Consider the following 1521-nt stretch of genomic DNA (forward strand, 5'->3'; position numbering starts at 1 on the left):
TGCCCAAATCCGTTGTAGCATCTATGTAAAAGCATAACTTAGAGTTACCAAAAACGAAGATTATGCAATTACAAGATGCCTTAATTAAACCAAAGATATTCATTGGTTTAGATATTCACAAAAAAAGCTGGACCGTTTCTATCCAAACTGATTTATTTTTTCATAGAACGTACTCGATGCCTTCTGTTGCGGAGGATTTATTTCAATATGTGGAGCAAACATTTCCTAATCACGAAGTTGATTTAGTTTACGAAGCAGGCTGTTGTGGTTTTTCGGCAGCCCGCTATTTTTTAAATTTAGGCTGGCATGTTTTGGTTGTCAATCCATCCGATGTCAAGACATCAGACAAGGAGCGGTATCAAAAAACAGACGCCTTAGATTCCAGAAATCTGTCCAATCAATTAAAGGCAGGAGTTCTGCGGGGAGTTTATATTCCTACTGAAGAACACGAACAGTTTACGACTTTGGCACGTCATAGAACCCAAGTTACCAAGAAACTCCGACAAAGCAAACTACATATCAAAAGCATGTTGCTTTTTCATGGCATAAAGGTTCCGGATGAGTTTGATACTCCGAATTGGAGCAAAGATTTTATTGTATGGCTTGAAAATATAAAGTTCAGCAGTAACTGTGGAGAATTGGCTTTGCAGGGCAAAATACGGATGTACAAATTTATCCGATCAGAGTATTTGGAAATTGCCAATCAAATGCGTGCTCATTGCCGAAAGACGTATAAGAAAGATTATAATCTCCTGAGGAGCATTCCGGGAATTGGGGGTTATCTTGCCAGTGTAATTTTAGCGGAATGCGGTGATTTGCGCCGATTCCATAACGAGGGGCAATTCAGCTCTTACATTGGATTGGTTCCTGGAGTTTATAATAGCGGCGGTTCGGAAAAATGTTTAGGAATAACTCCTAGAAGCCGTTCGCAATTGCGGAGTTATTTAGTGGAAGCAGCTTGGGTTGCTATCAGAAAAGATGCCGAAATGCAAAACTATTACCGCAAACATCAAGGCAAGAACGTAAAGAGTGTTATTATTAAAATAGCCCACAAAATGGCACGAAGAATACTCTCGGTAATAAAAACGGAAACACCGTATCAGATCAATAGAAATTTAGTGTTAGGAAAATAAAAACAATCTTCTTAAAAAGCTCAGCCAATGACAGAAAACAGACTGCAAAACAGCCAGGGCGGTTCTATAAAGCGAAGCCGCATTTTGTAGCAGGCAGCTGTTTTTTATTCTTACAATCATACAGATGCTGGTGGCTGCACAAAACAGACCACATATAGGAGTGTGAGCCTTAAGAATTTTAAAAGAAAGACTATGAAATAAAAGAGATCTAAATTCGTGGCATTATTGAAAAAGTTAGAATAACTTTTTCAGTCCCAGCCTTCGGCGGACAAAAAGTTGTTTCCAACTTTTTCAACAAGCCGTTGGAACGGAATTTTATACTCGAAAACAACCGAAATATAACCCTCTCAAAAGTTGTGAATAACTTTATGATGCTTTACATAGGAGT

The 1521-nt window shown here is 38.5% G+C and carries 1 protein-coding gene; it reads left to right on the forward strand.

The window, feature by feature from the left end; all coding sequences use genetic code 11:
* The first annotated feature begins 62 nt into the window (after positions 1–62).
* Positions 63–1133, forward strand: coding sequence for an IS110 family RNA-guided transposase (locus GXM17_RS21280; protein ID WP_163401524.1), 1071 nt, complete (start codon positions 63–65; stop codon positions 1131–1133).
* Positions 1134–1521: the final 388 nt, after the last annotated feature.

This window comes from Flavobacterium fluviatile, from assembly GCF_010645065.1.
In the GTDB taxonomy this organism is placed as follows: domain Bacteria; phylum Bacteroidota; class Bacteroidia; order Flavobacteriales; family Flavobacteriaceae; genus Flavobacterium; species Flavobacterium fluviatile.